The sequence below is a fragment of the Celeribacter marinus genome, from assembly GCF_001308265.1.
Taxonomy (GTDB): Bacteria; Pseudomonadota; Alphaproteobacteria; order Rhodobacterales; family Rhodobacteraceae; genus Celeribacter; species Celeribacter marinus.
Genome location: NZ_CP012023.1, coordinates 1,069,859 through 1,096,159, shown reverse-complemented (window position 1 = coordinate 1,096,159; position 26,301 = coordinate 1,069,859). Strand labels below are relative to the sequence as shown.

General features: G+C 56.9%; 30 protein-coding genes. 16 read left to right on the top strand and 14 right to left on the bottom strand.

The genetic code is table 11. The features are described 5' to 3' along the window. The first annotated feature begins 58 nt into the window (after nucleotides 1-58). The 4 genes from IMCC12053_RS05305 to IMCC12053_RS05290 all read left to right on the top strand — a co-directional run bounded on the left by IMCC12053_RS05305 (nucleotide 59) and on the right by IMCC12053_RS05290 (nucleotide 2,443). Nucleotides 59-325, top strand: coding sequence for an accessory factor UbiK family protein (locus tag IMCC12053_RS05305; RefSeq protein WP_062216428.1), 267 nt, complete (start codon nucleotides 59-61; stop codon nucleotides 323-325). 339 nt (nucleotides 326-664) lie between these two features. Continuing rightward, nucleotides 665-1,165 (top strand): type III secretion system chaperone family protein, encoded by a 501-nt coding sequence (locus IMCC12053_RS05300; RefSeq protein ID WP_062216427.1) that lies wholly within the window; start codon nucleotides 665-667, stop codon nucleotides 1,163-1,165. Nucleotides 1,166-1,292: 127 nt separating this feature from the next. Further along, the gene (gene proC, locus IMCC12053_RS05295) at nucleotides 1,293-2,105 is read left to right on the top strand and encodes a pyrroline-5-carboxylate reductase (protein WP_062216424.1); all 813 of its coding nucleotides are present in this window, start codon (nucleotides 1,293-1,295) and stop codon (nucleotides 2,103-2,105) included. Further along, nucleotides 2,105-2,443, top strand: coding sequence for a tRNA-binding protein (locus tag IMCC12053_RS05290; RefSeq protein ID WP_062216421.1), 339 nt, complete (start codon nucleotides 2,105-2,107; stop codon nucleotides 2,441-2,443). The genes proC and IMCC12053_RS05290 overlap by 1 nt, the downstream gene beginning before the upstream one ends. Nucleotides 2,444-2,446: 3 nt before the next feature. Here IMCC12053_RS05290 and IMCC12053_RS05285 read toward each other — a convergent pair whose 3' ends face one another. The 3 genes from IMCC12053_RS05285 to carB all read right to left on the bottom strand — a co-directional run bounded on the left by IMCC12053_RS05285 (nucleotide 2,447) and on the right by carB (nucleotide 8,167). Further along, nucleotides 2,447-3,037, bottom strand: a complete 591-nt coding sequence (locus IMCC12053_RS05285; protein WP_062216419.1) for a thymidine kinase — start codon at nucleotides 3,035-3,037, stop codon at nucleotides 2,447-2,449. Between the two features lie 89 nt (nucleotides 3,038-3,126). Next, on the bottom strand, nucleotides 3,127-4,464 hold the full coding sequence (locus IMCC12053_RS05280; RefSeq protein ID WP_062216417.1) for a DEAD/DEAH box helicase: 1,338 nt from the start codon (nucleotides 4,462-4,464) through the stop codon (nucleotides 3,127-3,129). Nucleotides 4,465-4,807: 343 nt separating this feature from the next. Next, nucleotides 4,808-8,167 (bottom strand): carbamoyl-phosphate synthase large subunit, encoded by a 3,360-nt coding sequence (gene carB, locus IMCC12053_RS05275; RefSeq protein WP_062216415.1) that lies wholly within the window; start codon nucleotides 8,165-8,167, stop codon nucleotides 4,808-4,810. A gap of 142 nt (nucleotides 8,168-8,309) precedes the next feature. Between carB and IMCC12053_RS05270 the strand changes: the two genes are divergently transcribed. Together IMCC12053_RS05270 and aspS are read left to right on the top strand one after the other, a co-directional pair. Then, entirely contained in the window at nucleotides 8,310-9,617 is a 1,308-nt protein-coding gene (locus IMCC12053_RS05270) for a phosphatase PAP2 family protein (protein WP_062216412.1), read from the top strand. A gap of 62 nt (nucleotides 9,618-9,679) precedes the next feature. After that, the gene (gene aspS / locus IMCC12053_RS05265; protein ID WP_062220923.1) at nucleotides 9,680-11,473 is read left to right on the top strand and encodes an aspartate--tRNA ligase; all 1,794 of its coding nucleotides are present in this window, start codon (nucleotides 9,680-9,682) and stop codon (nucleotides 11,471-11,473) included. 84 nt (nucleotides 11,474-11,557) lie between these two features. On the opposite strand, the gene IMCC12053_RS05260 is transcribed toward aspS, so the two are convergent. Continuing rightward, entirely contained in the window at nucleotides 11,558-12,277 is a 720-nt protein-coding gene (locus tag IMCC12053_RS05260) for a response regulator (protein WP_062216410.1), read from the bottom strand. Between the two features lie 177 nt (nucleotides 12,278-12,454). Here IMCC12053_RS05260 and mce point away from each other — a divergent pair, with 177 nt between their 5' ends. Then, nucleotides 12,455-12,859 (top strand): methylmalonyl-CoA epimerase, encoded by a 405-nt coding sequence (gene mce / locus IMCC12053_RS05255; protein ID WP_062216408.1) that lies wholly within the window; start codon nucleotides 12,455-12,457, stop codon nucleotides 12,857-12,859. Between the two features lie 23 nt (nucleotides 12,860-12,882). Beyond that, complete coding sequence (locus IMCC12053_RS05250; RefSeq protein WP_062216406.1) at nucleotides 12,883-13,164, top strand: DUF1467 family protein; 282 nt, start codon at nucleotides 12,883-12,885, stop codon at nucleotides 13,162-13,164. Nucleotides 13,165-13,168: 4 nt separating this feature from the next. Here IMCC12053_RS05250 and IMCC12053_RS05245 read toward each other — a convergent pair whose 3' ends face one another. Together IMCC12053_RS05245 and IMCC12053_RS05240 are read right to left on the bottom strand one after the other, a co-directional pair. Next, nucleotides 13,169-13,864: an EI24 domain-containing protein gene (locus tag IMCC12053_RS05245; RefSeq protein ID WP_062216404.1), complete on the bottom strand. Its 696-nt coding sequence runs from the start codon at nucleotides 13,862-13,864 to the stop codon at nucleotides 13,169-13,171. Beyond that, nucleotides 13,864-14,442, bottom strand: coding sequence for a nitroreductase family protein (locus IMCC12053_RS05240; protein ID WP_062216401.1), 579 nt, complete (start codon nucleotides 14,440-14,442; stop codon nucleotides 13,864-13,866). Before IMCC12053_RS05240 ends, IMCC12053_RS05245 begins: the two co-directional genes overlap by 1 nt. Before the next feature lie 261 nt (nucleotides 14,443-14,703). On the opposite strand from IMCC12053_RS05240, the gene IMCC12053_RS05235 reads away from it, so the two are divergent. Continuing rightward, nucleotides 14,704-15,420, top strand: a complete 717-nt coding sequence (locus tag IMCC12053_RS05235) for a M48 family metalloprotease (RefSeq protein ID WP_062216399.1) — start codon at nucleotides 14,704-14,706, stop codon at nucleotides 15,418-15,420. A gap of 254 nt (nucleotides 15,421-15,674) precedes the next feature. Next, complete coding sequence (locus tag IMCC12053_RS05230) at nucleotides 15,675-15,956, top strand: DUF6455 family protein (protein WP_062216397.1); 282 nt, start codon at nucleotides 15,675-15,677, stop codon at nucleotides 15,954-15,956. Between the two features lie 40 nt (nucleotides 15,957-15,996). Here the strand turns inward: IMCC12053_RS05230 and IMCC12053_RS05225 are convergent, their stop codons facing one another. Continuing rightward, the gene (locus tag IMCC12053_RS05225) at nucleotides 15,997-16,497 is read right to left on the bottom strand and encodes a DUF4405 domain-containing protein (protein ID WP_062216395.1); all 501 of its coding nucleotides are present in this window, start codon (nucleotides 16,495-16,497) and stop codon (nucleotides 15,997-15,999) included. 153 nt (nucleotides 16,498-16,650) lie between these two features. Here IMCC12053_RS05225 and IMCC12053_RS05220 point away from each other — a divergent pair, with 153 nt between their 5' ends. Together IMCC12053_RS05220 and IMCC12053_RS05215 are read left to right on the top strand one after the other, a co-directional pair. Beyond that, nucleotides 16,651-17,013: a diacylglycerol kinase gene (locus IMCC12053_RS05220; protein WP_062220920.1), complete on the top strand. Its 363-nt coding sequence runs from the start codon at nucleotides 16,651-16,653 to the stop codon at nucleotides 17,011-17,013. Between the two features lie 18 nt (nucleotides 17,014-17,031). Beyond that, a complete protein-coding gene (locus tag IMCC12053_RS05215; RefSeq protein ID WP_062216393.1) occupies nucleotides 17,032-17,379 on the top strand; it encodes a YigZ family protein in 348 nt (115 codons plus the stop codon). Here IMCC12053_RS05215 and IMCC12053_RS05210 read toward each other — a convergent pair. Further along, nucleotides 17,370-17,783 carry a thiol-disulfide oxidoreductase DCC family protein gene (locus IMCC12053_RS05210; protein ID WP_236852543.1) on the bottom strand — a complete coding sequence of 138 codons (414 nt, stop codon included), beginning with the start codon at nucleotides 17,781-17,783 and terminating at the stop codon, nucleotides 17,370-17,372. The two genes, IMCC12053_RS05215 and IMCC12053_RS05210, sit on opposite strands and share 10 nt — an antisense overlap. A 30-nt stretch (nucleotides 17,784-17,813) precedes the next feature. Then, entirely contained in the window at nucleotides 17,814-18,206 is a 393-nt protein-coding gene (locus IMCC12053_RS05205) for a rhodanese-like domain-containing protein (protein WP_062220914.1), read from the bottom strand. Between the two features lie 215 nt (nucleotides 18,207-18,421). Here IMCC12053_RS05205 and IMCC12053_RS05200 point away from each other — a divergent pair, with 215 nt between their 5' ends. Then, nucleotides 18,422-18,661: a hypothetical protein gene (locus IMCC12053_RS05200; protein WP_062216390.1), complete on the top strand. Its 240-nt coding sequence runs from the start codon at nucleotides 18,422-18,424 to the stop codon at nucleotides 18,659-18,661. A gap of 29 nt (nucleotides 18,662-18,690) precedes the next feature. Then, entirely contained in the window at nucleotides 18,691-19,152 is a 462-nt protein-coding gene (locus IMCC12053_RS05195) for a hypothetical protein (RefSeq protein WP_062216388.1), read from the top strand. 87 nt (nucleotides 19,153-19,239) lie between these two features. On the opposite strand, the gene rimO is transcribed toward IMCC12053_RS05195, so the two are convergent. Beyond that, nucleotides 19,240-20,646 (bottom strand): 30S ribosomal protein S12 methylthiotransferase RimO, encoded by a 1,407-nt coding sequence (gene rimO, locus IMCC12053_RS05190; protein ID WP_062216386.1) that lies wholly within the window; start codon nucleotides 20,644-20,646, stop codon nucleotides 19,240-19,242. A 164-nt stretch (nucleotides 20,647-20,810) separates the two neighbouring features. Between rimO and IMCC12053_RS05185 the strand changes: the two genes are divergently transcribed. Continuing rightward, the gene (locus IMCC12053_RS05185) at nucleotides 20,811-22,004 is read left to right on the top strand and encodes a cytochrome b/b6 domain-containing protein (protein WP_062220911.1); all 1,194 of its coding nucleotides are present in this window, start codon (nucleotides 20,811-20,813) and stop codon (nucleotides 22,002-22,004) included. An 81-nt stretch (nucleotides 22,005-22,085) separates the two neighbouring features. Here IMCC12053_RS05185 and IMCC12053_RS05180 read toward each other — a convergent pair whose 3' ends face one another. The 4 genes from IMCC12053_RS05180 to IMCC12053_RS05165 all read right to left on the bottom strand — a co-directional run bounded on the left by IMCC12053_RS05180 (nucleotide 22,086) and on the right by IMCC12053_RS05165 (nucleotide 25,299). Beyond that, entirely contained in the window at nucleotides 22,086-22,661 is a 576-nt protein-coding gene (locus IMCC12053_RS05180; RefSeq protein WP_062216384.1) for a YceI family protein, read from the bottom strand. A 133-nt stretch (nucleotides 22,662-22,794) separates the two neighbouring features. After that, a complete protein-coding gene (locus tag IMCC12053_RS05175; protein ID WP_062216382.1) occupies nucleotides 22,795-23,556 on the bottom strand; it encodes an ABC transporter permease in 762 nt (253 codons plus the stop codon). Further along, nucleotides 23,553-24,503 (bottom strand): ABC transporter ATP-binding protein, encoded by a 951-nt coding sequence (locus tag IMCC12053_RS05170; RefSeq protein WP_062216380.1) that lies wholly within the window; start codon nucleotides 24,501-24,503, stop codon nucleotides 23,553-23,555. Before IMCC12053_RS05170 ends, IMCC12053_RS05175 begins: the two co-directional genes overlap by 4 nt. A 184-nt stretch (nucleotides 24,504-24,687) precedes the next feature. After that, nucleotides 24,688-25,299 (bottom strand): GcrA family cell cycle regulator, encoded by a 612-nt coding sequence (locus IMCC12053_RS05165; protein ID WP_062216378.1) that lies wholly within the window; start codon nucleotides 25,297-25,299, stop codon nucleotides 24,688-24,690. A 181-nt stretch (nucleotides 25,300-25,480) separates the two neighbouring features. On the opposite strand from IMCC12053_RS05165, the gene IMCC12053_RS05160 reads away from it, so the two are divergent. Then, nucleotides 25,481-26,293, top strand: coding sequence for an ABC transporter permease (locus IMCC12053_RS05160; RefSeq protein ID WP_062216375.1), 813 nt, complete (start codon nucleotides 25,481-25,483; stop codon nucleotides 26,291-26,293). Nucleotides 26,294-26,301: the final 8 nt, after the last annotated feature.

Genomic DNA, 26,301 nt, shown 5'->3' with positions numbered 1-26,301 from the left:
CCTTGTGATTTGCGGTGTGACGCCCCATATAGTGACAAAGACATTTAGGAGTGGGCTCATGCAGACGCGCAACAAAATTCTCGACGACATCTCGCAATTGATGACCAACGCCATGGGCGTGGCTCAAGGGGCGAAAGACGAGGCAGATACTGCCTTGAAAGGCCTTGTAGATCGCTGGTTGGCGGACCGCGATTTTGTCACGCGCGACGAATTCGACGCGACACGCGCGATGGCGCAAAAAGCGCGTGAAGAGAACGAAGAGTTGAAAAAACGTCTCGATGCTCTGGAGCGTAAAAAAACCGTGACAAAGACGACTAAGAAATAGGCACGCGCACCTACGGGATGTGCGACAGACACGGCCCCGATGTTCGGGGCCGTTTTTTTGTGCCCTGATCGATGTTTACGCATGGCCCAAATGTGCGGTGCACCGAAAACGCTCCACAATGGGCACAACCAACCTGTGGAAAACGTCAAAATCCTGTGGGTGAATGTCGATTGCTGGGGATAAGGTTAAAAATTAACTTTACAGCAACGATCCTTTTGGAACACCATATCTAGTAAGGGGATGCACAAAAACATCAGCCCCTTGAGCAGGCACCAAGTCTTAGGGACGCTGTGGGAATGTTACACACAGCCATATAAGCAAACACATATGAGGCCGCACATGTCGCTGACCGAGTACGATATCACCGAAGACATCCACCCGATTGATCTCGTAGAATCGTTGGCCGCGCACAACGAGTGGGAATTTGACCGCGTCACGGAAGATCAGATTGCCATGGCCGTCGAGGGGCAGTGGCGCACCTATTCCATCACGCTGGCATGGTCGGATTATGACGAGACGTTGCGTCTGATCTGCACCTTTGAGATGGAGCCGCCCCAAGACAAGCTGCACAAGATTTACGAGGTTCTCAACCACGCCAATGATCAATGTTGGACGGGTGCATTTTCCTACTGGAATGAGCAAAGTATGATGGTTTACCGCTACGGCTTGCCGCTTTCGGGGGGGCAATTTGCTAGTTCGGAACAGATTGACCGTTTGATCGGATCGGCCGTCGGCAATTGCGAGCGCTTTTATCCTGCGTTCCAATTGGCTGCGTGGTCGGATCGTAGCCCGAAAGACGCGATGGATATCGCGATTTGCGAAGCATACGGGCGCGCCTGATCGCAATTTGGCGCGCGGGTGCCTGCATGCCCGCCGTTGCGATTTTGCCGCGACATACTACAATAGTCAGTGCGCCCTCTGCTACGCAGGGGGCGTCTATATTTGAGATGCACAAGGATGGAATGCCATGTCGATGGATGATGTGAAAACGCGCGGTTTGGTGCTTTTGGGCTGCGGGAAAATGGGCTCGGCCATGCTCAAAGGATGGCTTGATGGCGGGTTGCCTGCCACGTCCGTCACGGTCCTCGCCCCACGTCCGTCCGATTGGGTCAAGTCCACTGGCGTGCATATTAACACCGCACTGCCAACTGATCCGGCCGTGGTTTTGATCGCTGTAAAGCCGCAAAAAATGGCCGAAGCTTTGCCAACCCTGCGCGCTTTGGGCAATGGCTCCACGGTGTTTTTGTCTGTCGCTGCGGGGATCACGTTGGCTGCTTACGAGGAGATGCTTGGCGCGCGCACACCGATTGTTCGCGCCATGCCAAACACGCCCTCGGCCGTGGGCCGCGGTATCACGGGCATTGTTGGTAATGCGTGCGTCACCGGCGCACAACTCGACCTTGCCGACACCTTGTTGCAGGCGGTGGGGCAGGTGGTCCGCCTTGAGACCGAAAGCCAAATGCGCGCCCTCACCGCCGTGTCTGGCTGTGGTCCGGCCTACGTGTTCCACCTTATCGAGGCGATGGCGGCAGCGGGCGAAAAGGCGGGATTGTCTGCCGAATTGGCGTTGCAACTTGCGCGGGCCACGGTCGGTGGCGCGGGGCATCTAGCCGAAAACTCGGACGAAACTCCGACCCAGTTGCGCATCAACGTGACCTCTCCCAATGGCGTGACCGCCGAGGCCTTGCGTGTTTTAATGAGCGAGGATGACGGGTTTGTCCCCCTCCTTGATCGGGCCATTCAGGCGGCGATGACACGCGATGCGGAGCTTGCAGAATAATGGGTGACATCAGCTACGACGACTTTTTAAAGGTCGATGTGCGGGTGGGCACGATCACCCGCGCCGAACCCTATCCTGAGGCGCGCAAACCTGCGATTAAACTATGGATCGATTTTGGCGGTGACATTGGTGAAAAGAAATCATCAGCCCAAATCACAGCGCATTATACGATTGAGACGCTGATTGGCACCCAAGTTATGGCCGTGGTCAACTTCCCGCCGCGCCAGATCGGCCGCTTTATGTCAGAGGTTCTGGTGCTCGGATTTCCCGATGCCAATGGTGAGGTTGTGCTCGCACGGCCTGATCAAACGGTGCCAATCGGCGGGCGGTTGCACTAGGTCTTAAGGGGCTTGCGTATCGCCCATGGCCGCGCGCCAATGACGGCGGCACAACGAGACGTATCGCTCGTTGCCGCCAATTTCGACCTGTGCGCCCTCGGTCAACACATCGCCCGCCTCATTTGTACGCACGACCATCGATGCCTTCTTGCCGCAATGACAGATCGTGCGCACCTCGCGCATTTCATCGGCAAGCGCCAAGAGCGCGGCAGAGCCGGGGAACAAATGCCCCTGAAAATCGACCCGTAGCCCGTAGGTCATGATCGGCACGCCCAAATCATCAACCGCACGCGCCAGTTGCCAAACCTGTTCATGGGTCAAAAACTGAGCTTCGTCGATAAAGATACACGCAACTTTGCCCTGCGCCAGACGCGCCTCAACCTTTGCAAAAAGATCTTCGCCAACGGCAAAGGTATCTGCCGCCTCGCCAATACCGATGCGCGACCCGATGCGGCCCTCGCCCGCACGATTGTCAAACTGCGCGGTCATCAAATAGGTGTCCATGCCGCGCTCGCGGTAGTTGTGGGACGCTTGTAGAAGCAGGGTCGATTTGCCCGCGTTCATCGTCGAGTATTGAAAGTACAGTTTTGCCATGCTGGGGGTTTGCCCCACGCGCGCGCCGCGATCAAGGGCGTTTTGGCATGTAAAAGGCGCGAAGGTTTCCCCTCGCGCCTGAATTTGGTTTAGCCATGAGCCTTGGACTTGCCGCCGCCGCTACGGCGTTGCTGGGTGTGGCCAGGACGTCCGCCACCGCCCGCTTTGGGCGCGCCTTGCGGTTTGCCGCCACCGGAGCGACGTGGGCCACCGCGACCACCACCGCCACCTGCGCCGCCACCGTTGCCACGACGACCTTGCTGCTTGGGTTTTGGTTCGGCTTTTTGATCATCTGCGGCCCATGACGCGGCTGTCGCGATCGGGATACGGATTTTCATCACCTTCTCGATGGCGCGGAAATCGTCCAGCTCGGTGGGCGCACAGAACGCCACCGCTTTGCCTTCGCGGCCTGCGCGGGCGGTGCGGCCAATGCGATGCACGTAGTTCTCGGGCACGTTTGGCAATTCGTAGTTGTAGACGTGGCGCACGGCAGGAATGTCGATGCCACGCGCCGCCACATCGGTGGCCACGAGGACTTCGATCTGACCATTGCGCGCGTCCTTGATAGTGCGCTCGCGTTGGTTTTGCGATTTGTTGCCGTGGATCGAACCGGCGTTAAAGCCCGCCTTTTGCAGCTGTTTGGACATGCGTTCCGCGCCATGCTTGGTACGCGAAAACACCAGCGCCAAATCGCCACGGTGTGTAGCGAGCATCTCTTTGAGCGTGTCGTATTTGTCGCCCGCGGGGATGAAGTGGACCTCTTGGTCGATCTTGTCGGCGGCCTTGCCCGCAGGGGACACTTCGACGCGCACAGGCGATGTGAGATAGCTTTGCGCGATCTCGTTCATCTGTTTGCTCATCGTGGCGGAGAACAGCATGGTCTGACGCTCTTTGGCGAGCATCGGCACCAATTTACGCAGCGCATGGATGAACCCCATGTCGAGCATCTGGTCGGCCTCATCGAGGACAAGGAATGTTGTCTCGGATAGCGTGATGGCGCGGCGATCAATCAGGTCCATCAAGCGACCGGGCGTGGCGACAAGGATGTCTGTGCCACGCTCAAGGCGCTTGATCTGGTTGTTGATCGAAGTGCCGCCTACAACGCGGTTCAATTTGAGGTGCGTGTCTTTGATGTAGGGAAACAGCGTGTCAGCGATCTGGTTTACCAACTCGCGGGTCGGAGCAAGGATCAGCGCACGTGTGGTTTTTGCCGAGGGCTTGGAACCTTCGGTCAGCGCCATGTGCAACAGCGGCAGGCCAAACGCGAGGGTTTTACCTGTACCGGTCTGGGCAAGGCCCATGACGTCGCGGCCATTCATCACTTCGGGAATGGCGCGGGCTTGGATGGGGGTTGGTGTCTCAAGACCTTGGTCTTTCAACAACTTGAGAAGGCGCGGCTGAAGGCCGAGCATAGAAAAATCAGTCATAAACGTCCTTTGGTGGGTAGCCCACACAGCATGACGCACCCCGAAACGGGGCGCTTTTGATGGTCGCGGGAAAGGATACCGAAGAGGGCCGATTGCCCCGCTCGTCTTCCCGCCGACCCCATGCGTGATTTTGGGATCTGGTGGCCGGTATCGGCCATAGTATGACATCTGCGGCGCGGTCCATTTTGGACACATACGCGGCTGCTCACGCGGCAGCATGGGACGTCTGTACGGCACACATGGGGCAGCGCGGGCGATAAGTCAAGGATTATGCTGCGCACGCAAAGCAAAACGCCCCACCAAAAGGCGGGGCGTTTGATCCGTTTCGCGATGTGGCGCGGCCTTACAATTCCTGCAAGCTCATCACGTCCATGTCGCCCTCGACCCGTGATTTGATCGCCATCGCGGCGGCGTGGGAGGCGGCGGCGGTGGTGAAATACGGGATCTTGTCGTAGAGCGCGACTTTGCGGATTTCGCGGGAATCCTCGACGGCTTGGGTGCCCTCGGTCGTGTTGAGAACCAATGAAATCTCGCCGTTCTTCATAATGTCGGCGATGTTCGGGCGGCCCTCATAAACCTTGTTCACCACCGTGGTGGCGATGCCGTTTTCCTCGAAAAACTTGGCGGTGCCACGGGTGGCGACGATTTCAAACCCGAGATCGGAGAGGGTCTTGATCGCCTCAACCATCTTGGGCTTTTTGTCGTAATCCTTGACCGATACGAACACTTTACCACCGGACGGCAGGTCAGTGCCTGCGCCCAACTGCGCCTTGAGAAAGGCGCGTGCAAAGCTCACGTCTTGGCCCATGACCTCGCCCGTGGAGCGCATTTCCGGTCCCAAAATCGTGTCGACACCGGGGAAGCGGGCAAAGGGCAATACGGCCTCTTTCACTGCAAAGCGTCCGGTTTTGGACGGGTCAACCAGATCGAAGTTCGCCATTTTCTCGCCCGCCATGAGACGTGCGGCGATGGAGGCGATGGGCGAATTCACGGCCTTGGCCACGAACGGCACGGTGCGCGAGGCGCGCGGATTGACCTCGATGAGGAAAATCACATCGTCCTTGACCGCGAATTGCACGTTCATCAGGCCGACAACGTTGAGCGCCAAAGCCAATTCAACGGTCTGGCGTTTCAGCTCCGCGACGATCTCGGGTTTGAGCGAGTAGGGCGGCAAGGAACACGCACTATCGCCCGAGTGGACACCCGCCTCTTCGATGTGCTGCATGATGCCCGCAACGTGGACGGTTTCACCATCGGACAACGCATCGACATCGACCTCGGTCGCGCCAGACAGGTAGCTGTCGAGCAACACGGGGCTATCGCCAGACACCACCACGGCGTCACGGATGTAGCGCTTGAGCTGATCCATATCGCGCACGATTTCCATCGCGCGACCACCCAAGACGTAAGAGGGACGGATCACCAACGGAAAGCCGATGTCGACAGCAATCTCAAGCGCTTGCTCATCGGTGGAGGCAATGCCGTTGTGAGGCTGTTTGAGGCCCAAACGGTTCACAAGATCTTGGAAGCGCTCGCGGTCCTCGGCCAGATCGATCGCGTCCGGCGAGGTGCCGAGGATCGGAATGCCTTCGTCTTGCAATGCCTGCGCGATTTTCAGCGGGGTTTGCCCGCCGAACTGGACGATCACGCCGTGCAGCGTGCCGTTCTCTTGTTCTACGCGCAGGATTTCCATCACATGTTCAAACGTCAGCGGCTCGAAATACAACCGGTCCGAGGTGTCATAGTCGGTGGACACGGTTTCGGGGTTACAGTTGATCATAATCGTCTCGTAGCCCTGCTCGGTGAGCGAGTAACAGGCGTGACAACAGCAGTAATCAAACTCGATCCCTTGGCCGATGCGGTTCGGACCGCCGCCCAAAATAACGACCTTTTTGCGATCCGATGGCCGCGCCTCGCATTCCACTTCGCCCATCATCGGGGCCTCGTAGGTGGAGTACATATAGGGCGTCTGCGCCTCGAATTCGGCCGCACAGGTGTCGATGCGTTTGAACACGGCGTTGACGCCGAGGTTGCGGCGCGCACGGCGCACGTTGTCCTCGTCACGCCCCGTAAGGGTTGCCAAGCGGGCATCGGTGAAGCCCATCATTTTAACGGCCCGAAGACCCTCTTCGGTCACGGGAAGGCCGTCTTTGCGGATGTCGTTTTCCATCTCAACGATCTCGCGAATACGCGCGAGGAACCACGGATCGTAGCTATTGATTTCGTTGATTTCGATGTCGGAAAAGCCAAACCGCATCGCTTGGGCAATCACGCGCAAACGGTCGGGCGTAGCTTTGGCCAGTTCGCGTGTGACAGATTTGTCGATCTGGCGTTGTGCCTGATCGTCCGCTCCACGCAACACACGCGACAATGTATCGTCGCTGCCTTCTGTCTCAACAATGTTCGCGGCTTGGGGCATATCCGCCAATGCGATGTCGTCAAACCCTGTGAGGCCCGATTCCATCGACGCGAGTGCTTTTTGCATACTCTCATGGATGGTGCGGCCAATGGCCATGGCCTCGCCCACGGATTTCATCGCGGTGGTCAGGTTCGGCTCTGAGCCGGGGAATTTTTCGAACGCGAATTTCGGGATTTTGGTGACGACATAGTCGATGGTCGGCTCAAAGGACGCAGGGGTCACTTTGGTAATGTCGTTGTCCAATTCGTCAAGCGTATACCCAACGGCCAGTTTCGCGGCGATTTTGGCAATCGGGAAACCGGTTGCCTTGGACGCCAAGGCGGAGGAGCGCGATACGCGTGGGTTCATCTCGATCACGATCATGCGGCCATCGGCGGGGTTTACCGCCCACTGAACGTTAGAGCCGCCTGTTTCCACGCCAATTTCGCGCAGCACGTTGATGGAATGGGTGCGCATCAACTGATATTCTTTGTCGGTGAGCGTCAGCGCAGGGGCCACCGTCACACTGTCGCCCGTGTGCACGCCCATCGGATCGACGTTCTCGATCGCACAGACGATAATGGCGTTGTCGGCGGTGTCGCGCACCACTTCCATCTCGTATTCTTTCCACCCGAGCAGGCTTTCGTCGATGAGGATCTGCGCCATGGGGGACGCTTCCATGCCCGAGCGGCAAAAGTGTTCGTAATCGTCGCGGTTATACGCCACGCCGCCGCCTGTGCCGCCAAGGGTAAAGGCGGGGCGGATAATGGCCGGAAGGCCGATCTCTTCTAGCGCGTCCATCGCCTGTTTCAGACCTGCGGAGATGTCGTATTTGCCGTGGGACAGCTTTGGCGCGGTGACAATCGTGGCCTTTGGGTTCTCGATGCCCAGACGGTCCATTGCCTCGCGGAACAGCTTGCGATCCTCGGCCATTTCAATCGCGGCGCGTTTTGCCCCGATCAGCTCGACATTGAATTTTTCCAGAATGCCCAGATCATCTAATTCAAGTGCGGTGTTCAGACCCGTCTGACCGCCCATCGTGGGCAGGAGCGCGTCAGGGCGCTCTTTCTCGATGATCTTGGCCACGACCTCTGCCGTGATCGGCTCGATATAGGTGGCATCGGCCATATCGGGGTCGGTCATGATGGTCGCGGGGTTGGAGTTGACCAGAATGACGCGGTAGCCCTCTTCGCGAAGTGCTTTACACGCTTGGGCGCCGGAGTAATCAAACTCGCATGCCTGTCCGATGACAATCGGCCCCGCCCCAATGATCATGATCGACTGGATATCGGTTCTTTTGGGCATGGCAGACCTCTGATGTTTGTGCAGCACGGCACACCCCCTAACGGGGGTGCGCAAATTGTCGTGGGTTATAGCTATGACGCGCGCGGGTGCAAGGCCTGATAGGCGATGTTTTTTGTCCGAGAGCCTTCGCATGCTCTGCTGAATGTCATTTGTGCGCGCAGCGATGTGGCGGGGCGTGGCGCGAGATACCCGCTTTTGCGCCGCTCATGCGCGCAAGATGCGCCCGTATAATTCCAAGTTAGAGGCCTATTGTTGCCACATTACACCGGCACCATTGGATCATGACGCATGCTTTGAGGACGATGTAGCCGTGACGATGCCCCCCGTCATCCAACGTGAAACGCCGCGCATGATCTTGCGCCGCGCACTTGAACAAAATACTTTGGCCTTTGGTACGCTTTTATACGCGGTGTTCGGGATGGCGTTGCTATGGTCGTTTGGCGAAACGCCCGCGCGTTGGATCGGCAGCCTCACAGTCGCGTTCTCAACGTTCTTTTTGCTCGCGGGCCTCATCGCGCCATTGTGGGTCTATCCGTTGATTTTTGCGCCGGTGCTCGCGATCTTTGGCGGGTTGCGCCGCCGCCTTTGGACCCAAAAAATCCAAATCCTGTCCGCGATGGTCTATTGCACGATTTTCACACTGACCTTTAGCCTGATCAAAGGACATTTGACCGAAATTGTCCCGTTCTGGGCCGATTCCGCGCTGACGCAGTTGGATTTGGCGCTGCATTTCGGGACCAACCCTCGGGACGTGCTGGGGTGGATGTCGGTGTTTAACGGCAATGATTTGTCGCGGTTCTATCTGAATTCATGGGTGTTTTTCGCAACGTATTTCCCTGTGCTCCTACTTGTCGTGGACGACAACGCACATCGGCGGCGTGTCTTTACGGTGCTGTGGATGGCGTGTTGGGTCATTCTTGGGAATGTCATTGCTGTGATGTTTATGTCCGCGGGGCCAATCTTTGCCGATCTTGTGGCAACGGGCACAATGCGCGATCACCACGGCGTTCTCGCCCTGTTGAATGATCCCGAGGGCGCGCGTTTGCTCATGATCAAACAAAACCTATGGGCGGCCTATTCGGGACAAAGCGAGATGCTTGGCGCGGGTATTTCGGCGTTCCCATCTGTCCATGTCGGGATGGCGAGTGTTCTGGCCTTGTATGTCGCGCGGCGTGGTGTGGATTTCGCACAAGGCCCTGCGATTCATGCGGCTTTGGCACGCGGCGTTGTCATCGCAACGCGAAGTGTGGCGATCCTTTACGTTTTGATCTACCTTGTTTTGTCGGTCTATCTGGGATGGCATTACGCCGTGGATGGCTACATGTCGATTGCTGTAATTTGCGGCCTTTACGGGCTTGGCGGTCTGCGTGCGGGTGTTTTGCGCCGTGTTGCTGCACCATTTATGCAAGAACAGCCCGTTTCGGCCCGTTCGTCCCAACCGTCCCCTTGACTTTTTGGCCCATGGCGAGTGTATCGGCTAGCAAATACTGAGCACACTCGAGGATGAACCAAATGCACGCGTACCGCAGCCATACCTGCGCCGAACTGAATAAATCCAATGTCGGCGATACTGTCCGTCTGTCGGGCTGGGTGCATCGCATCCGTGACCACGGCGGCATCCTCTTTATCGATTTGCGCGATCACTACGGCGTCACGCAAGTACTTTGCGATCCTGATAGCCCTGTTTTCAAGGACATGGAAAAGGTACGCTCGGAATGGTGTATCCGCATCGACGGCAACGTCAAAGCGCGCGATGCCGATCTGGTCAACGACAAGCTGCCCACGGGCGAAGTCGAAGTGTTCGTGCGCGATCTCGAAGTGCTCGGCGCGTCCGAAGAGCTCCCGTTGATCGTGTTCGGTGACCAAGAGTACCCCGAAGAAACCCGCCTGAAATACCGCTACCTCGACCTGCGCCGCGAAGCGATGCAAAAGAACATGATCCTGCGCTCAAACGTTGTCGCCGATCTGCGCAAACGTATGTGGGCGAAAGAGTTCAACGAATTCCAGACGCCGATCATCACGGCCTCGTCGCCCGAAGGCGCACGTGACTTCCTCGTGCCGTCTCGTTTGCACCCCGGTAAATTCTACGCCCTGCCGCAGGCGCCACAGCAGTTCAAACAGCTGATCATGGTGTCGGGGTTCGATAAGTATTTCCAAGTGGCGCCGTGTTTCCGCGACGAAGATCCGCGTGCCGACCGCTCGCCCACCGATTTCTATCAGCTCGACATGGAGATGTCGTTCGTGTCGCAACAAGACATCTTCGACACGATGGAGCCGGTGATTGCGGGCATGTTCGACGAATTCGGTAAAGGCCGCAAAGCCAACCGTGACTGGCCGCAAATCTCCTACAAGGATTCCGCGCTGTGGTACGGCACCGACAAGCCCGATCTGCGCAACCCGATCAAGATGCAGGACGTATCTGAGCATTTCCGTGGCTCCGGCTTTGCCATTTTTGCCTCGCTGCTTGAAAACGAAGGCACTGAAGTGCGCGCCATTCCCGCCCCCAAAGGCGGCTCGCGCAAATTCTGTGACCGCATGAACAAATTCGCGCAACAAGAGGGTCTGCCTGGCATGGGCTACATCTTCTGGCGCGATCAGGGTGAGGGCATGGAAGCCGCAGGCCCACTAGCCAAAAACATCGGCCCCGAGCGCACCGAAGCAATCCGTCAACAGCTCGGCCTTGAGGTCGGCGATGCCGCGTTCTTCCTTGGTGGTAAACCCAAAGCGTTCGAACGCGTGGCCGGCAAAGCCCGCACCACGATCTGGGAAGAAACGCCAAAAGCGCCCGAAGACGAAAACTGGCGCGATAGCTTCCAATTCGCATGGATCGTGGATTTCCCGATCTATGAAAAGGACGAAGAGACGGGAAAAATCGACTTTGAACATAACCCGTTCTCGATGCCTCAGGGCGGAATGGATGCGCTGTTGGGCGATCCGCTCGACGTGCTCGGCTACCAATATGACCTCGCGTGTAACGGCTACGAATTGGTGTCTGGCGCCATCCGCAACCACCGTCCCGAAATCATGTTCAAAGCCTTTGAACTGGCGGGGTACGGCGAAGAGGAAGTGCGCAAACGCTTTGGCGCTTTGGTCAATGCGTTCCAATACGGCGCCCCGCCCCACGGTGGCTGTGCACTCGGTATTGACCGCGCTGTGATGCTCTTGGCCGATCAAGATAACATCCGCGAAGTCATCATGTTCCCGATGAACCAACGCGCCGAAGACCTGATGATGAACGCACCATCCGATCCGCAAAACGAACAGTTGCGCGAATTGAGCCTGCGCGTCATCCCGCGCGAGGACTGATCTGTACTTTTCGCAGGTCTTAAGATCACAAAAGGGCGTGGGAGTTCAAACTCTTGCGCCCTTTTTGTATGTTGTGCGTGCGTCTTAGCCCGCCCCACCCATAGCAATACGGTTTTGCACAAGACCCGCGATACGCGCCACATCGGCGCGGTGTGTATGGCCAACGTTGCGGTTGCGCGCCAACGATTGGGCCGCCTCGATAATTTCGGCGTCGCCCGCCGTCCGTGCAACGCTTTCCAAAAATTGTGCGATATAGTCCAACATGCCCTCGCCATCATGGGCGGTCAGGATGTCCGCGACATGTGCAAAATCATCCTGAAGAGCCGCCAGATCTGGATCAATGTGTTCGCCCGTAACCATGCGCAAACCGGTTGGGCGATCATCGCGCGCAAGCGCGTCCAAGACCATTGTTTGAAAGGCGCCAAGGTTTGATATGGGTTTTTCTATAAACCCGTGTGCGCCCGCAGCGGTCGATAGCGCACGCGCTCCACTATCGCCCGACATGCCGATGACGCAATCCACGGGCGAATGCAGATGGGTTAGCTCGTCGATTAAATCCGCCCCCGATCCATCGGGTAGGCCGATGTCAACAATCACCACATTCGGTCGGTAGGCCGCCAGATGCTTATGCGCCGCCGAAAGACTATCGGCACGACGAATGCGCGCACCGGAGCGTAAACACAACAGCCGCACAGCCTCCGAGGCAAAGCGGCTATCTTCGACCACAAGAACTGTCAGTCCGAGCAACGGACGCTGTGATGTCGGCTTTGGCGGGGGCATCAGATCATCAAGGGCGAGGGGCATTGTATGGTCTCCGATTTGGTGTGATCTCCGAATTTGGTATCTGAGTTAAACGCAGTTTTGGTGAAGGCTCCGTTAACCCCGCGTGGATTTTGTCACCTGCGCGGCTTTGTCGCTTGCGAGGGGTGCGGGGAGGGGCGATAACAATGGGCAAAGAGCATTCATTTAGAGGAGAGAGACATGATTGGCCGTCTCAACCACGTCGCGATTGCTGTGCCCGACCTCGCGGCGGCATCCGCGCAATACGCAAACACCTTGGGAGCCAAGGTAAATCCCCCCCAAGATGAGCCTGATCATGGCGTGACCGTGGTGTTCATCGAGCTTCCAAATACCAAAATCGAATTGCTCTATCCCCTCGGTGATGACTCTCCGATCAACGGGTTTTTGGCTAAAAATCCCGCCGGTGGCATTCATCATATGTGCTATGAGGTCGACGATATCATCGCGGCGCGCGACAAACTAAAGGCCGATGGCGCGCGCGTTCTGGGCACGGGCGAGCCAAAAATAGGTGCACACGGAAAACCCGTGCTGTTTCTTCACCCCAAAGACTTTAACGGCTGCCTGATCGAGCTAGAACAAGTCTAAGATAAACACGAAAGAGACGCGCAATGGCAATTACATCCGCAATAGTCCTGTTCGCGGTGACATGGTTTATGACCATGCTCGTCGCCCTTCCCATCGGCCTGAAAACACAAGGCGACATGGGGGAAAAAGTCGAGGGAACGCATTTTGGCGCGCCGGCGAATTATAATCCACGCCGCAAAGCGGTGATTGTAACGCTCGTGTCTGTCGTGATTTGGGCGATATTGTTCACGGCCATTATCCAGACAGATCTGACATGGCATGATTTCGACTGGACCTCAAAACTCCCGCCCGTTGGAGAAAGCTAACACGCTACTTTTGCAACTGTCGCCCCTCAAGGCGCATGAACATATGCGTGAATGTGGCCGCCCCTAAAACAGGGATCAACAGGTTCACAAGCGGGATGGAAAGCGGGATAGCCATGAGTGCGCCCGCGATCCAGATTTCACCCACATGGCGTTTGCGCGCAGCCTTTGCACCCGCACGGCCCAAACGGCGCATAGCCGCCATTTGAAAATATTCGCGCCCCAATAAAAAGCCGTTGAGCGCCCAAAAAATCAACGGGGCGGCAACGTTGAACACTAGGTAAAGCACAAGGGCAATAGCGTTTGCGCCGATCATAATTCCCAAAAAGCCAAGGGAATCCATGATGGTATCCGACACGTTTTGGCGCGGCGCATTCGGTAGATCTGGGTAATGGCGATCTTCGACAGCCTCGGCCACGTCATCAAGAAAGATACCGGTGAAAGCCGAGGCCACAGGCACCATCAAGAACGCGGACAGGCCGATCATGACAAAAAATGATCCAATTGACAGCACAAGGCCAAGGCCAATTTCACCGAGCCAAGGCAGTGTAATCGTATCAGGCAAAAACAGACCCGCAACCCACACAAAGGCGATGTAAATAGCGATGAGAAGGATCAGTGTTAGCCCGATCCCCTTGCCAACCACACCGCGAAATCGCGGGTCACTCAACTGGGCCAAAGCCTTGGCGAAGTCGGAAAACATTAGGTGCTCATCCACTGTGTGATCCGGGCGAGATCCGGACGTGGCCGCTCCGGCGGCGCACTCGTCTCGGTCCCGATGTGGATAATGCCCGCGATCATTTCGTGCGGCGCGAGACCAAGGTGCGTTTCGCAAAACTCCCGCTCGTGGCTCGCCCATCCAGAAAGCCAGTTTGCACCCCATCCGGAGGCCAACGCGGCGTTTAACAGCGACAAACAAACCGCCCCCGCGGAATAGAGCTGCTCGAGGTGCGGCACTTTCTCGTTTTCCACAGGACAGGCCACCACGACGACCGCCAGATTTCCATCCGTGAACTGCTTTGCATTCTTTTCAATCTTATCGGGCGCTATATTTAGCGCACCCCCGAGTTGCGTCACCGCGTCCGCCAGACGAGCCATTGCGGCGCGTTCCAAAACAATAAACCGCCACGGCTCCAGTTTTCCGTGATCCGGCGTGCGGGCCGCTGCTGTTAGCAACGGCGCTAATTCATCACGATTAGGCACGGGGGTTGTCAGGGTTTTTGAGGGGCGCGACCGGCGGGTTTGTAGAAAATCGAGGGCGGCACTATTGGGTGTTGGCATGAAGCGATCCCATCAGGAGCAAAGGTTATGACACGTGATCGCAGGTATCGCGCTCGGCGTGCGTTTTGTTTTCTCTCCCAAATTGGGGATTTCGCGGGCAATTTCAAGCCATTGACGTCAATTGCCCACAATAATACCGCGCGAACGCATAGGGGCGCGCAGACAAGGAGCGCACTAGCGCCTCACGACTTCGCGATTGGCAAATGACTCGCGACCTGCCTAATGTAAATTCTCACCTTCAAAATCAGAGCCGTTAGACCCATGATCACATCCCGCTTTGCAATCGTATTGAGTGCCGCACTTGGCCTATCGGGATGCGTGACACCCGTCACAACGCCGCCCTCTACCCCCGTTCCGGCTGCGCAATCTGTGCCGCAATCACAAACGAGCGGTGTATCGGTTAGTCAATTCGCCGCTGTGGTGGCTCGCATGGAGCCGATTGCCGAGGCGGAATGCCGTGCGCGCGCGCCACAAGCCAATTGCGACTATAAGATTTTGGTGGACCGGCGCGCACAAGAACCGGCCAACGCCTATCAATCTGTAACCGATAGCGGCCAGCCAACCATTACATTTACGGTGGCGTTGATTGCAGATGTCTACAACATCGACGAACTGGCCTTTGTCATGGGGCACGAGGCCGCACACCATATTCGTGGCCACCTTGGACGGACGCAAGAGACGGCCGTTGCGGGCGCTGTGATTGGAAGCTTGCTCGGGGCGGCTCTTGGGGCGGATGCACAAGGCCTGCAAACCTTGCAAAACCTCGGGGCCAGCGTGGGGTCGCGCACCTATTCCAAATCCTATGAGTTGGAGGCGGATCAACTGGGCACAATCATTGCCGCACGTGCGGGGTTCAATCCGGTGCGCGGTGCGCAATACTTTGCCCGCATCCCTGATCCGGGTGATCAATTCTTGGGCTCGCACCCGCCAAACGCACAGCGAATCGAAACGGTAAAGCGGACGATGGCCACGATGTAGCCGCGCTGCATGACGGGTGTGTGGCGCGCAGTGCCGCACTCCTTTTGAGCATATCCTTTGAAAACACACGCGCATTGAACGTAATCGAATGGGTTTGACACGGATCAAGGTCCGCATGCCCAAAGCTATGGTGTTTTCACCCTATGCGCTTAGAGCATCGCCCGACACGGCACCTCACCGCCGCCTCAACAATCGGTCCAAGAGATGATCTGGACGCGACAGTCGGGTGAGGCATGTGGGCAAAGGAGATTGATATGATGATGAACGACACCCTCAAACCTGGCCAAGCGACTTTGATGCATGGTATGGCCGAGCGCCTTGGCGCGGATATCGCGGCGGCCGTCAATTCGGGCGACCTATCTGGTTCTGAGGTGTCGCAAATGGTCACGCAGTGTGGCCAGTGTACGCAACATGATGCCTGTATTTTGTGGATGCTCGAACACCAAGGCCCACAAAACGCCGCTCCCGACTACTGTCTCAATACCCAAGAGCTCAGCTATGTCCGCGCCACTCAATCGCGCGTGACATCCGACTAAAGCCGCCCCGCGCACAGGGCCGCTTTGCCAGATCAACCGCCTACTTTGCCATCACTTCCAGCGCATTCAAAAGCGCGTTGGGCTGTGCCCCCGCCAAGTCGATCACCGTACTTGTCGCCTGCGCATTCGCGTAGCCTGCGACAACCATTTTCGCGGCAAGGTCATCGCCCGTCATGTCAAATACAGGGGCCAAGGTGGCGAGGTCTTTGGTGCCGAGCAATTGCACCGCCGCTAAACCGGGGCGTCCACCGCCCGACTGTTCACCTTCGGGCATCACATAGCCGCCTATGGTCATGGCCAAAAAGCCGATCATAACTACCAAGGCTACAGGACGTTTGAAGTAGTTCAAAAACGCCCGCCAATTGATCACGAGGTGTAAACCCACGGCGATCATCATAGCCAATCCGATAATCTCGTGAAGCCACCGACCAATGTCCGTTACAATGTGAAAATACCAAAGCGTCCCTGTCACCCCTGTGACGAGAAACGTACCAACGGTGAGCGGGGTTGCGAATTTGCGTAGTGTTGAAATGGTGGACATGGCTGTGGCCCTTCTTAAAAACCTTTGTGGTCATTGAACGCGCATGGGCGCATCTTCCGTCGGCATTTGACGAAAAAACTTGCCACTTGTGGCCAGCGCGACGATCCTCGCCAAACGGTACAAGATTATGAGATACGGACGGAGACGCGCGCGATGATCAGCAAGCTCAAATACACAGGATCGCGGCTCTATTTACGCACGATTTGGAGCCTTGAGGGTCTGCGCGCCACATGGCGCAACGAGCATTCGTTTCGCACATGGGTCTGGGCCAATCTGGCCTCCGCGTGTTTGGCCTTTGCACTGGACTTGTCCACCTCTGAGCGCGCGTTGATCCTTGCGCTGGGCGTGCTTGTCCTTGCGGCCGAGCTGGTCAACACCGCGATTGAGGATGCTGTCGACTACATCTCAACCGATCACCATCCCCTCGCCAAACGCGCCAAAGATGCCGGATCCGCCGCCGTTTTTGTGACCTCATTGGCCGCAGGTGTCGCGTGGGCTGTGGTGCTTTTGGGCTAGCCGCGCTACATTATCGCCATGCAGATTTTCGACAATATCGTGACGGATCGCGGCTCAAAATACGCGGTGTCAGGTGGGCCATGTGCAACGGGTGATGACGCCAAGGCGTTTATCAAAACACTTTGCAAAACCAAAAAATTCGCGAAAGCGACCCACAACACGTGGGGGTTTGTTGGCGTGAATGGCCCTGTTAAAAACGATGATGGCGAAAGCGGCGCGGGCATGGTGATTGTGCGGATGTTACAGCGCGAGGGCCTCACGGATCACATCGTCGTCGTGACGCGGTGGTACGGTGGCAAGCACCTTGGCGGTGATCGTTTTCGCCATGTGCAAACGGCGGTGCGTCACTACCTCGATCAGCTGTGACGCGCCTGACGCCGCTTGTGCCACCGATAGATTACCGGCGCCAGAATGCGGTCATAGGTGAACACCGTTACGGGCCGCACAACGGGCCATGCCGTGATCCGCGCAAGCCAGTGATAGCGCGGCATCTGCGCCCATAATACGCGAAACGCGGGCATCCCCGACACCAATTCGCCCGCGTGCAACACATATAACCGCCGTGCGGCCTGATCCGCATCGATCCCCCAAGATGCCGCCTCATGATTGAGGTCATCAAACCGGATGGGAAGCGCGTTTTTGCGCGCATAGCCCTCGTAATGGCCAATCTCGAACGCACACACGGGACACTGTGCATTGAACAATACGGCGGTGTCTGTGGGCGGCGTTTGCGCGGGCTTAGCGTTTGGTTCTGTCTGTGTCATGGCCATTATGTAGCGCGGTTGGGTTAAAATCCCACGCTATTTTGCCGCGACCTGTTCCACAGCACCACCTGCGTCTTTCCACGCCGAAAATCCGCCCTCGATATGGGCCACGTTGTCAAACCCCATGTCCTGCGCGGTTTTGGAGGCCAAGGCAGAACGCCACGCGGAAGCACAGTAAAACACGATCTGTTTGGCCTCGGCCAAGGCGGGTTTGTGGTAGGGGCTGCTTGGGTCGATCCAGAATTCCAACATCCCGCGTGGACAATGAAACGCATCGGGGATTTTACCCTCCCGCTCCAACTCACGACGATCCCGCAGATCGACAATCAAGGTGTCTGGATCATCCACCAACGCGGTGGCCAATTCGGTAGGAATAGTGGTGATCTGGTCATAGGCCTCAGTCAGAAGGTCGGTGTAGGATTTGGTCATGGCGGGCTCCTTTGGGGGCAGTGTGCCGTCAGGTCCTCCCCCATGCAACGCCCCAATTGCCTCGCCCATGGTGGTTTTTTGACCTTCGCAATCGCAAAGCGATTGCAGCGCCTGACCCTCCCCCATGGGAGGGCGCTATCGCACCCACCCTCGGGTCAGGCGCTGGACATCGCTATCGTTGTCATCATAATTGCAGTCGGTTTAGTGAGGGTGTGATGGAATTTTTTAAAGAATTTTTAGACGAAGGGCGATCACGTATTAAGAGCGGTTTTTTCGGATCGTTTTTGTTCGCGTTTATCGCGATCAACTGGCGGGAATTGTTTTTCCTAGCCTTTGCTGACGTTTCGGCAGCCGAGAAGATTGCGTATTTCGATAATCACACCGATTTCGGTGGCTATTTTCTTGGTCCCGTCATTTTAGGTGCCGTGATGATGAGCATGCGCATGAACGGTTAAAAAAGAAGAATGAGTGGGAAGAGGAACGCTTGCGAGAGAAGGCGCTGTATGCAGAAAAACTGATTTCGGAAGCGAAGATTGATCAAGAAATTGACCAGACCATACAGGATCCTACGGTGCGCGAAGACATCAAGGCAAAGTTGACTGAGGCTAACAAAGCCAGCGATAGGCAGAACAGAGCAGCGGCGCCAATTGACAAAGATATTTTTGAAATGCGTATAAAACTGCTGCGAACAGCACAAGAAAACAAAAACGGGAAGATTCTCGTTGATCGGGGTACGAATGGGTTTACGGGAGGCAAGGGTCTTTCCCGCACAAATGCAGCTACCAGAGGAGCAGAGTTATTTGAGCTCAAAGATAGCCATAGAGAGAATATTGTGATTTTCGAAGCGCTTAAATCTCTTTTGCAAGACGGTATGCTTGAGGAAATATCTGCCGATGTCTTTATGATCAAGGAGCTAGGATACCGGGAGCTAGACGCTAGTGCTTAATCAATGAGTGTTGGTAGGGCCATTTAAAGTAAGAACTAAGCAGCCCGCCCTTCGTGCATTTCGGAAAACAGTCTCCCAGACTGTTTTCTATTTCGAAATGCACCCCCACAAATCGTACTCCCCAGCCTCATCAACCTCCACCGTCACCAAATCCCCCACACTCAACCCGTCCGTCCCCTCGTCAATAAACAGGTTCCCGTCGATCTCGGGCGCATCCGCTTTGGTGCGGCAGGTGGCGATGCCGTCTTCGTCTATCTCGTCGATGATCACTTGCATCGTTTGGCCGACTTTGGCCTCAAGTTTGGCTTCGGAAATGGCTTGGGCTTTTTGCATAAACCGTTCCCACCGCTCTTGTTTCACCGCTTCCTCGACGTGATCGGGCAGGGCGTTTGATCGCGCCCCTGCCACGTTTTCATATTTGAAACAGCCAACGCGGTCGAGTTGCGCCTCGTCCATCCAGTCGAGCAGGTATTGGAATTCCGCCTCGGTTTCGCCCGGATAGCCAACGATGAACGTCGAGCGCAGGGTGATGTCGGGGCACATGTCGCGCCACGCCGCGATCTCGTCGAGCACCTTCGCCGAGGCCGCAGGGCGCGCCATGCGTTTCAAGACATCGGGGTGGCCGTGTTGGAACGGGATGTCGAGGTAGGGCAAAATCGCGCTCGATGTGTCCGCCATCAGCGGGATCAATTCGCGCACATGGGGGTAGGGGTAGACGTAATGCAGCCGCACCCAAAGATCGTCGGCCGCACCCAACTGTCCCAATTCGCGGGCCAGATCGGTAATGTGGGAGCGGACGTTTTCGCCCTTCCATTCATGCTCTGAATAGCGACGATCCAACCCGTAGGCGGAGGTGTCCTGTGAGATCACGAGCAATTCGCGCACGCCCGCATCTACCAGCTTTTCCGCCTCGCGCAGCACCGCATGAACAGGGCGCGACTGCAATTTGCCGCGCATGTCGGGGATGATGCAGAATTTACACGCGTGGTTACAGCCCTCAGAAATTTTCAGATAGCTGAAATGGCGCGGCGTCAGGCTGACCCCGCTTGCGGGCAACAGGTCGATGAACGGATCGGGCGCGGGTGGCACCGCGCCATGCACCGCGTCGAGCACCTGTTCATATTGGTGCGGTCCAGTGACGGCCAGAACCTTTGGGTGAGCGCCCGTGATGAATTCGGGGTTCGCCCCGAGACAGCCGGTGACAATCACCTTGCCGTTTTCACTAAGCGCCTCACCAATGGCCTCAAGGCTCTCGGCCTTTGCGCTATCCAGAAATCCGCAGGTGTTCACAATCACCGCATCGGCGCCCGCATAATCGGACCCGATTTGATAGCCCTCGGCGCGCAGGCGTGTCAGGATCCGTTCGCTATCGACCAACGCTTTGGGACAGCCAAGCGACACCATGCCGATGGTCGGCTGGCCTGCGCGAGGGGCGGTATTAAACGTGGCTTTGGGGGCCAGATCGGGGCGGAGATTCGGGGGATTTGTGCTCATGGATCGCTTTTAGCCGCAATGCGGGCATTCGGAAAGGGAGCGTGATCTGGTATCTTGCGCACCAATCGGGCCGATTTGCACATGTTCTGTGCGCTGCCAAAGGGTGCGGGCACATGCAACACAGCGTATCGTCATCACAAACGCACATTAAATGGATCGCCCTGATGTTGACCAACACTGCCACGCGCTACGGCGCGCTTGCCCGTTTCTTTCATTGGAGTATCGCACTCCTCATTCTGACCGATCTCGCGCTGGGCGTGATCGGGGATCGCACACCGCGCACGGCCGATACGGTGGCGTGGCTTCAAACGCTATACTCCGCACACAAGACGATTGGGATTACCGTGCTCTTGCTCGCGGTGCTGCGCATCATTTGGGCGGTGACGCAGCCGCGCCCCGTGCCGCTGCACCCTGAGCGGCGCGCCGAAACACTTGCCGCCGAGGTGGTGCATTGGGCGCTCTACGGCGCAATTATCATCATGCCACTGTCGGGATGGGTGATGCATGCCTCTGAAAGTGGCTTTGCCCCAATCTGGTGGCCGCTTGGTCAAGGCCTGCCATTTGTGCCAAAATCCGAAGCAGTAGCGCACGCCGCAGGGGCCGTACATAGCTTGGCGGCATGGGTGATCTACGCCACGGTTGCCGCACATATTGGCGGCGCGCTCAAACATCAAATCATCGACAAAGACGCGACATTGGCGCGCATGAGCCACGGACGTGCAGCGGGTAATCCGGAGGCGCATCACGGTCGCGCGGCTCCTATCGTGGCGGCGGGTTTATGGCTGGTGGTCTTGGGTGTCGCACTGGTCACTGGTGATCAGGCTCACGACACAACCGTAACACCTGTAGCGTCGCCCGCCCAAATCGCGTCGAGCGTAACGGGTGCAAACTGGACAGTGGACACAGGGAATATCCGCTTTCAAGTCGCCCAGATGGGTGCAAATGTTGAGGGCGAATTTGCCGATTGGTCGGCTCAGATCGCTTATGAGGACCAAACAGGCAACGGGTCCGTCACTGTCGTGATCGACACCACCACACTCACGCTTGGCTCGGTGACTGACAATGCCAAAGGCGCGGAGTTTTTCAACGTGGCGGCCTATAGCACCGCCACCTTCGAGGCCGACATTGCCCGCACGGATGGCGCACATCTGGCGACAGGCACGCTGACGCTTGCGGGCGTGACGGTCCCTGTGACTTTGCCGTTTGAATTGGCGATTGAGGGCGATGTGGCCACGATGTCGGGCGAAGTTGTGCTTGACCGCCGCGACTTTGCGATGGGCACGGGCTACGCCGATGAAAGCACCGTGGGCTTTGGCGTCACGGTCGTGGTGACATTGACGGCCACCCGCGCCGACTGATCCGACCACACACGCACGCACGCGCAAACAAAAAGGCCGCTCCCCCACAGGAGCGGCCTTAACGTTGTTAGCTGGTGCGCCTTAGTCGGCGAGCATCGCCTCGATGGAGATTTTCACGGCCACTTCGTCAGAGACGAACGGGGTGAACATGCCCATGTCGAACTCGGAACGCAGCACGGTGGCGGTGGCGTCAAAACCGAGCCATGCTTTGCCCGCCATTGGGTGATCACCCTTTTGATTGAGCACGGCGTCGAGCGTCACAGGCTTTGTGATGCCGTTGATCGTCAAGTCACCCGTGATCAAACCTGTTGTTTCGCCCGTCACCTCGATTGCGGTGGAGACAAACGAGATTGTCGGGTTCTCGTCTGCCCCGAAAAAATCACCGCCAAGGAAATGCGCGGTGCGCTCGTCCCAGCCTGTATAGAGGCTATCGGTTGGGAACGAGACCTCGACGGAGGACGCGGCGGGATCGGCTTCGTCAAAAGCGATAGTGCCGTCAAAACCGGAGTAGACGCCAACCGTGTTGGAGAAGCCAAGGTGGTTGTATTCAAACACGATCTGGCTGTGCGATGCGTCAAAAACGTAGGCGGCTGGTTCGGCGTGTGCCGCGGTTGCGAGGCCAAGTGTCGCGACAGAGGCGAGAAGAAGATTTTTCATGAAAAGCTCATTTGTTGTTGGGTTGCATTGACGCCAAAATGAGCTGATTTGCAGCGACACACAATTCTACGCGGACAAACAAAGTCTGTTCGCCCGCGCACATTACTTCTACGTCATCTGTTTTTTGTGTGCGCTACTGCTTGAGGCGCCAACCGGTTTTAAAGATCCACGCGATAAACCCGAGGCACAAGGCCAAGAACAACGAAATCGCCCCAAGAGAGACCGCCACGGGCACGTCCGCCACCTCAAAGAATGACCACCGAAAGCCGGAAATCAGGTAAAGAACGGGATTGAATTTCACCACGATCTGCCAAACGCCAGGCAACATATCGGCGGAATAAAACGCCCCGCCCAAGAATACGAGGGGGGTGACAATCAGCAGGGGAAAGATTTGCAATTGCTCGAAATTGCCCGCCCAGATGCCGATAATAAAGCCCATAAGCGAGAAACTAATCGCCGTGAGGATCAAAAAGGCCGCGGCCCACACCGGATGCGCCACCGGAAGATCGACAAAGAAGTTCGCCGTAATCAGGATAATAATCGCAATGAAAAGCGACTTTGTTGCTGCCGCGCCCACATAGCCAATGACGATCTCGATATAACTAATGGGGGCTGTAAACAGCTCGAATATGGTGCCGGTGAACTTGGGGAAATAGATCCCGAAAGACGCATTGGAGAGCGAGTTTTGGAGCACGGTGAGCATCACCAATCCCGGAACGATGAATGCGCCGTATTCAATGCCGTTCACGGTATCGATCCGCCCGCCAATCGCCGCGCCGAACACAACAAAGTAGAGCACGGTTGAGAGCACAGGCGAAATGATGGACTGGCTTAGTGTTCTGAAAAAACGCGCCATTTCAGTGCGGTAGATGGATCTTATTGCGAGCCAGTTCATGCTTTGGCCTCCTGTGCCGCGAGGGTGTCGTCACCGACCAACGTCAAAAATACCTCTTCGAGCGAGTTTTCGCGACTGGCCAGATCATGCACGGAAATGCCGCGTTCAGCCAACTCCGCGATCATCCGCGTCAGGCCGGTGCGCTCAGCATTTGTGTCATAGGCGTAGGTGAGTTGCGTACCGTTCTCTGACAGGCTCAAGTCGTAGGCCTCAAGTCCTGCGGGCAATGCCGCCAAAGGATCGTTCAGCTCCATCACCAGATGCTTTTTGCCAAAGGACGCCATGAGCGCGTCTTTGTCTTGGACGAGCAAAATTTCGCCCTTGTTGATCACGGCCACACGGTCGGCCATTTCTTCGGCCTCCTCGATGTAGTGCGTGGTGAGAATGACCGTTACACCGTCCTCGCGCAGCTTGCGCACCACCTCCCACATGTCACGGCGCAAGGCCACATCGACCCCCGCGCTCGGCTCGTCCAAAAACAAGATTGTCGGGTTGTGGCTCAAAGCCTTGGCAATCATCACACGCCGTTTCATGCCGCCCGATAGCGCTTGGTTCTTTTCGTCTTTCTTGTCCCACAAGGAGAGCGATTTGAGCACCTTTTCGAGATAGGCGTCATCGGGACGGCATCCGAATAGCCCACGCGAAAATTTGACCGAATTCCAAACCGTCTCGAAAATATCAAGTGCGATTTCTTGCGGCACAAGTCCAATCATGCGCCGTGCATCGCGCGGCTGTGTGACCGCATCAAAGCCGCCAACGGTGACCGTCCCCGAGGTGATTTTGACAAGGCCACAAATCGCGCCAATCAATGTGGTTTTCCCCGCGCCATTAGGGCCGAGCAGAGCGATGATTTCGCCTTTTTCAATGTCGAGGGACGCGCCTTTGAGCGCTTGGAACCCGTTGTCGTAACTCTTGGTGATGTTTTTAATTGAAATGATAGGGGCCATATGCGGGCCTTTCTGTTCTATGCGTCTCGTCTAGATAAGGCGGGGTAGGGGTGTTTTGAACCGTTTCGTTCAAATGAAATGGCTCGACAGCGCACAAGGGGGTGTGCGCACCCGTGCGTGCGAGGGCACGAAACGCAAAGGCCGCCCCAAAGGACGGCCCTGCTCATGGTCGTGTGCGTGCAATTTAGCGACGGCGATCGCGGCGGGCCGACATCGGCTGAAACGCCACGCCGACATGCGCCTCGCAATACGGCTTGCCCGTTTGCGATGGCAGACCACAAAACCAGAACTCTTCGGTCGCCGGATCACCGATCGGCCATTTACAGGTCTTTTCGGTCAGATCCATCACGGAGATCTTTTTGGCCTTCTTCTCAATCTCGTTCACCTTTGCCAAAGCTTCGGCAGGGATCTCGTTGGTTGAGGGCTGCGGTGGCAGGGGCTGACCTGCCGGAATGATCTGACGGCGGTTGTGCGGCACGGCCTTTGGTGTCGCTGATTCCGTCTTTGGACCCGTATATGGCTCTTCTTCTTTGGCTGCGGGTTTTGCCTTTGCCTTGGGGGCGGCGGGCGTTGCGGGCTTGGCCTTCACCGCGGCTGGTGCGGCGGGTTTGGCCTTGGGTGCGGCTGTTTTGGCCGTGGTGCCGGAGCCTGCGCGATTGGATAGGCCCAAACGGTGCACCTTGCCTATGACGGCATTGCGCGTCACACCACCAAGTTCCTTGGCGATTTGCGAGGCGGATTGACCCTCGCCCCACATTTTCTTCAATACGTCGACGCGTTCATCGGTCCAGGACATGTGTCTTCCTTAGCATCTGCAAAAGTCGCGAATGGTTCGCGACCCGTCACATCCAGTCTCGCAACGCACCTGTGCGCGCGCACTGTTTGTAGAATTCTCTTGTCCCTCTATTTAAACGGCGTGTGAGCGGTTACAAGCACGCAAACGGGACAGACCTAGGGTTTATCAGAGGATTTCAGCGATGGAAACAGGCACAAACGATATTGCGATGGGTGTGCGGCGCTTCGGTCGGGTCAACTGGCTCGGATTGCAAACATTGGCGCACCGCGAAATTCGCCGGTTTTGGGCTGTGTGGACACAGACGCTCGCGGCCCCTTTGGTCACGGCGGGCCTGTTCCTGACCATTTTCACTCTGGCGATAGGGCCGACGCGCGGCGATGTGATGGGCGTGCCGTTTATCCATTTTCTGGCACCAGGCATCCTGACTATGACCGTCATCCAAAACGCTTTTGCCAATACGTCCTCGTCGATTGTGATCTCCAAAGTCCAAGGCAATATCGTCGATACCCTCATGCCGCCGCTCTCGCCCATCGAATTGGTGCTGGGCTATCTCGCGGGCGGATTGGTGCGTGGGTTGATCGTTGCCGTGGCGATTTGGTCGGCAATGGCGTTGTTTGTGGGTCTTGGCCTCGCGCATCCTGTGTTCGCTTTGACGTTTATCACGCTTGGCGCGCTGTTGCTCGGCGCTCTTGGCATTATGGCGGGCATTATCAGCCAGAAATTCGACCAGATGGCCGCGATCACCAATTTCGTGATCACGCCTTTGTCGTTTCTGTCGGGTACGTTCTATTCGGTGGAAAACCTGCCGCATTGGTTTCGCGTGCTCACCCATATGAACCCCGTGTTTTACCTCATCGACGGCGTGCGCTACGGGGTGATCGGCCAGTCGGATAGCTCGCCGTGGCTTGGCCTTGCCGTGTTGGGGTCGGTGACGGGCGCGGTGATTTTCGGGGTTTGGGTTTTGTTCAAGCGTGGCACAAAGCTAAAGTCCTAATCGGGTTT

What these genes read in the sequence shown, in the direction of transcription:
- IMCC12053_RS05305 (WP_062216428.1), top strand. Translation starts at nt 59, where the DNA reads ATGCAGACGCGCAACAAAATTCTCGACGACATCTCGCAATTGATGACC.
- IMCC12053_RS05300 (WP_062216427.1), top strand. Translation starts at nt 665, where the DNA reads ATGTCGCTGACCGAGTACGATATCACCGAAGACATCCACCCGATTGAT.
- proC (WP_062216424.1), top strand. Translation starts at nt 1,293, where the DNA reads ATGTCGATGGATGATGTGAAAACGCGCGGTTTGGTGCTTTTGGGCTGC.
- IMCC12053_RS05290 (WP_062216421.1), top strand. Translation starts at nt 2,105, where the DNA reads ATGGGTGACATCAGCTACGACGACTTTTTAAAGGTCGATGTGCGGGTG.
- IMCC12053_RS05285 (WP_062216419.1), bottom strand. Translation starts at nt 3,037, where the DNA reads ATGGCAAAACTGTACTTTCAATACTCGACGATGAACGCGGGCAAATCG.
- IMCC12053_RS05280 (WP_062216417.1), bottom strand. Translation starts at nt 4,464, where the DNA reads ATGACTGATTTTTCTATGCTCGGCCTTCAGCCGCGCCTTCTCAAGTTG.
- carB (WP_062216415.1), bottom strand. Translation starts at nt 8,167, where the DNA reads ATGCCCAAAAGAACCGATATCCAGTCGATCATGATCATTGGGGCGGGG.
- IMCC12053_RS05270 (WP_062216412.1), top strand. Translation starts at nt 8,310, where the DNA reads ATGTCATTTGTGCGCGCAGCGATGTGGCGGGGCGTGGCGCGAGATACC.
- aspS (WP_062220923.1), top strand. Translation starts at nt 9,680, where the DNA reads ATGCACGCGTACCGCAGCCATACCTGCGCCGAACTGAATAAATCCAAT.
- IMCC12053_RS05260 (WP_062216410.1), bottom strand. Translation starts at nt 12,277, where the DNA reads ATGCCCCTCGCCCTTGATGATCTGATGCCCCCGCCAAAGCCGACATCA.
- mce (WP_062216408.1), top strand. Translation starts at nt 12,455, where the DNA reads ATGATTGGCCGTCTCAACCACGTCGCGATTGCTGTGCCCGACCTCGCG.
- IMCC12053_RS05250 (WP_062216406.1), top strand. Translation starts at nt 12,883, where the DNA reads ATGGCAATTACATCCGCAATAGTCCTGTTCGCGGTGACATGGTTTATG.
- IMCC12053_RS05245 (WP_062216404.1), bottom strand. Translation starts at nt 13,864, where the DNA reads ATGTTTTCCGACTTCGCCAAGGCTTTGGCCCAGTTGAGTGACCCGCGA.
- IMCC12053_RS05240 (WP_062216401.1), bottom strand. Translation starts at nt 14,442, where the DNA reads ATGCCAACACCCAATAGTGCCGCCCTCGATTTTCTACAAACCCGCCGG.
- IMCC12053_RS05235 (WP_062216399.1), top strand. Translation starts at nt 14,704, where the DNA reads ATGATCACATCCCGCTTTGCAATCGTATTGAGTGCCGCACTTGGCCTA.
- IMCC12053_RS05230 (WP_062216397.1), top strand. Translation starts at nt 15,675, where the DNA reads ATGATGATGAACGACACCCTCAAACCTGGCCAAGCGACTTTGATGCAT.
- IMCC12053_RS05225 (WP_062216395.1), bottom strand. Translation starts at nt 16,497, where the DNA reads ATGTCCACCATTTCAACACTACGCAAATTCGCAACCCCGCTCACCGTT.
- IMCC12053_RS05220 (WP_062220920.1), top strand. Translation starts at nt 16,651, where the DNA reads ATGATCAGCAAGCTCAAATACACAGGATCGCGGCTCTATTTACGCACG.
- IMCC12053_RS05215 (WP_062216393.1), top strand. Translation starts at nt 17,032, where the DNA reads ATGCAGATTTTCGACAATATCGTGACGGATCGCGGCTCAAAATACGCG.
- IMCC12053_RS05210 (WP_236852543.1), bottom strand. Translation starts at nt 17,783, where the DNA reads ATGGCCATGACACAGACAGAACCAAACGCTAAGCCCGCGCAAACGCCG.
- IMCC12053_RS05205 (WP_062220914.1), bottom strand. Translation starts at nt 18,206, where the DNA reads ATGACCAAATCCTACACCGACCTTCTGACTGAGGCCTATGACCAGATC.
- IMCC12053_RS05200 (WP_062216390.1), top strand. Translation starts at nt 18,422, where the DNA reads ATGGAATTTTTTAAAGAATTTTTAGACGAAGGGCGATCACGTATTAAG.
- rimO (WP_062216386.1), bottom strand. Translation starts at nt 20,646, where the DNA reads ATGAGCACAAATCCCCCGAATCTCCGCCCCGATCTGGCCCCCAAAGCC.
- IMCC12053_RS05185 (WP_062220911.1), top strand. Translation starts at nt 20,811, where the DNA reads ATGTTGACCAACACTGCCACGCGCTACGGCGCGCTTGCCCGTTTCTTT.
- IMCC12053_RS05180 (WP_062216384.1), bottom strand. Translation starts at nt 22,661, where the DNA reads ATGAAAAATCTTCTTCTCGCCTCTGTCGCGACACTTGGCCTCGCAACC.
- IMCC12053_RS05175 (WP_062216382.1), bottom strand. Translation starts at nt 23,556, where the DNA reads ATGAACTGGCTCGCAATAAGATCCATCTACCGCACTGAAATGGCGCGT.
- IMCC12053_RS05170 (WP_062216380.1), bottom strand. Translation starts at nt 24,503, where the DNA reads ATGGCCCCTATCATTTCAATTAAAAACATCACCAAGAGTTACGACAAC.
- IMCC12053_RS05165 (WP_062216378.1), bottom strand. Translation starts at nt 25,299, where the DNA reads ATGTCCTGGACCGATGAACGCGTCGACGTATTGAAGAAAATGTGGGGC.
- IMCC12053_RS05160 (WP_062216375.1), top strand. Translation starts at nt 25,481, where the DNA reads ATGGAAACAGGCACAAACGATATTGCGATGGGTGTGCGGCGCTTCGGT.